The following is a 2,687-nucleotide window of genomic DNA, read 5'->3' on the forward strand; positions in this document are numbered from 1 at the left end:
GCCCGCGCCGTCCCTGGACCAGCAGCAGACCTCGTCCTCGCCGCCGATCTATGCGCCGCCGCCCTCCAGCCTCTATGGCGGCCCGCCGCCCCTGCCCGAGCAGGCCGCCGTCGCCGCGCCGCAGAACATGGCGGACGCCTCGGCGGTGACGCGCCGGACCGGCGAACCGTCCCGGCTCTATTCCATGCACCGCGAGTACGGACTGGCGCCCGACGCCATCCCCGAAGCCGAGGGCGGCTACGTCCTGATCGGCCCGACGGACGAACCGGCGGCCAAGAAGGCCGACGACGATGCTTCAGACAATGACCTCGGCGGCCGCCCGTTCTGAGATCCCGATGACGCGCACCAAGCTCCACGACCTGATCGAACTGGCGCAGGAGCCCTCCAGCTCCCGGCGGCGTGAACTGCTGCGTGGCGTCACCGACCTGTTCTTCACCACCGACGAACCTCGCGCCGCCGCGGAACTGTCCCTGTTCGACGACATCCTGACCCAACTCGCCGGCGAAATGGAAGAAGCTGTCCGCGCGGAGTTGGCCCAACGCATGTCGGGCATCGATCCCGCCCCCGCCGGCCTGATCCGCAGCCTGGCCCGTGACCCGTCCATCGACGTGGCCCGTCCGCTGCTGGAAGGCTCCACCGCGCTCACCGAGGACGACCTGCTGTCCGTGGCCCGCACGCGGGGCCAGGACCACCTGCGCGCCATTTCGCAGCGGCCCGTCGTACCGATGTCGGTGTCCGAGGCGATCGTGGAGCGCGGCGACGACGAGACTCTGGGAACCCTGCTGGCCAACCAGGGCGCCGAGATGTCCCGCGAGACCCACGAACTGGTCATCGACCGCGCCGCCGAGAACCCGGCCCTGCACGCCGCCGTCGTCGCCCGCAAGGCGATGCCCGCGGACCTGCTGAACGAGATGTACTTCGTGGTGGAGGCCAGGCTTCGCGACCAGATCCTGGAGCGCAACCACGACATTGATCCTGACGAACTGGACCAGGCGCTCGCCGCCGGCCGAAAGACCCTGGCCGCCCGCGACGGCGCCCTGCCCGGCGACTATGTGGAGGCCGAGAAGGCCGTCCGCATCCTGCGGCTACGCGGCGCCATCACCCCGCCGGTGCTGGCCGGCTTCCTGCGCAACCGCGAGACCACCAAGTTCCTGGTGGCCCTGTGCGAACTGGCGGACATCGATTTCCATACCGCCCGGCGGATTCTGGAGCGCCGTGAACTGGACGCCCTGTCCATCGTCTGCAAGGCGGCGGGCTTTGATCGGTCGCTGTACCTGACCTTCGCCGTCCTGATCCTGGACCGCGACTCCAACGCCATGGGCCGGGCGCGCGAGTATGGCGAACTCTACGAAAACCTGCCCCGCGAAGCCGCCCAGCGGACCATCCGCTTCTGGCGCATGCGCCGCCAGACCGGCGACGTGGCGGCGGCCTAGGTCACGATGATTTTGGATCGAACCGATCCAAAATCATAAAACGTGATCGCTTCCTTGGGTTTAGGTCGGGATTGACGCGAAAAACCGGTTCCCACTTTTTCGCATCCCGCTCTAGTAGGCCGGGCGCGGGCTCGTGTGGCTCAGGCGGGCCAGGGCGTCTGAGGCGACGATGCTCAGTGAGCGCAGGCCCTGTTCTGCAAAGACGTCGAGGGCGGCGTTGAGGGCGTGGGCGGCGGCGGCGCGTTCGCCGCGGTCGCGGCCGGTGATGTCCAGGCGAGCCTCGTAGAGACGCGCCAGGTTCACCTGCAGCAGGGCCCAGGCGGTGGGATCGCGGCCGGGCGACATGGCGGTGAGCTCGATGCGGAAGGCGGTCTCGGCGGCGTCCAGTACATTGAGGTCGCCGGAAAGCTCGGCCGACCTGGCCAGACAGAGGGCGCGGTTGGAGGCGGCCACGGCGCCCAGGGCGAGCGCCGGGATTTCCTTCAGCACCATGGCGGCGCGGTCGTAGCAGGTGACGGCCTGCTCGTAGGCGCGCTCGCTGGCGCCGGCCTCACCCAAGGACTGGAGGCTTTCGGCCAGGGCGGTCTGGACCCGGGCCCAGTCCAGCGGGCTGTGATCGCGGCTGAGTTCATTGAGGACGTCGGCCAGGCCGTTGACGGCCTCAGCCACGCTCTCGATCTGGCCGCCGGCGTCGCCCAGCAGGGCCAAGGCCTGGCCCCGCAAGGCCGCGGCCCGGGCCCAGGTCAGGGGTTCATAGGCGGCGTCCAGACCGTCGACGGCGGCGTCGGCGTCGTCCAGGGCCTGTTGCAGCAGATCGCGGTCCTTCAGGCGGGCGCCCCAGCCCAGCAGCAGGTCGGCGCGGACAAGCCGGGCCTCGACAGCCAACAACCGGGCGGCGCGGCAGCGCTTGGTCAGGACCATCAGGCCCTGAATCGGAATGGTGAAGCGGGCGGCCACGACACGGGCGGCCTGCGCGTCGCCTGAGGCCATGCGCGAGCGGCCTTCGAGGGCGGCGATGCCGACGTCGGCCAGCGGCAGGGCGAGCCCCCCTCGAGCGGCGGCGCGGGCTTCGCGGAAGGCGAGGTCGGCGGCGGCGTTCAGGCCGTCATCGCCGAACAGTTCGGCCCCCAGCATGGCGCAGAAGGCCTGCTCGCAGCGGGCGCGGGCCCAGCCGTCGGGGCGGCGGTTGCGGTCGAAGAGATCGGCGGCGGCCTCGGCGGTGGCGGCGGCCTTGCGCAGAGCCACCACGTCGCC

At 70.8% G+C, this 2,687-nt stretch carries 2 protein-coding genes and 1 pseudogene; 2 read left to right on the top strand and 1 reads right to left on the bottom strand.

Going from position 1 to position 2,687, the window contains the following annotated elements:
* Positions 1-328 (top strand): annotated as a pseudogene (locus AAC997_RS20690) (hypothetical protein); the annotation flags it as partial.
* 7 nt (positions 329-335) lie between these two features.
* Entirely contained in the window at positions 336-1,433 is a 1,098-nt protein-coding gene (locus AAC997_RS20695) for a DUF2336 domain-containing protein (protein WP_340647601.1), read from the top strand.
* Positions 1,434-1,544: 111 nt separating this feature from the next.
* On the opposite strand, the gene AAC997_RS20700 is transcribed toward AAC997_RS20695, so the two are convergent.
* Positions 1,545-2,687, bottom strand: a 1,143-nt coding sequence (locus AAC997_RS20700; RefSeq protein ID WP_340647602.1) for a hypothetical protein, incomplete at its 5' end; no start/stop codon positions are given.

Source organism: Phenylobacterium sp., assembly GCF_037968635.1.
Lineage (GTDB): Bacteria > Pseudomonadota > Alphaproteobacteria > Caulobacterales > Caulobacteraceae > Phenylobacterium.

Coding starts and splice junctions, on each gene's coding strand:
- AAC997_RS20695 (WP_340647601.1), top strand. CDS start 336: ATGACGCGCACCAAGCTCCACGACCTGATCGAACTGGCGCAGGAGCCC.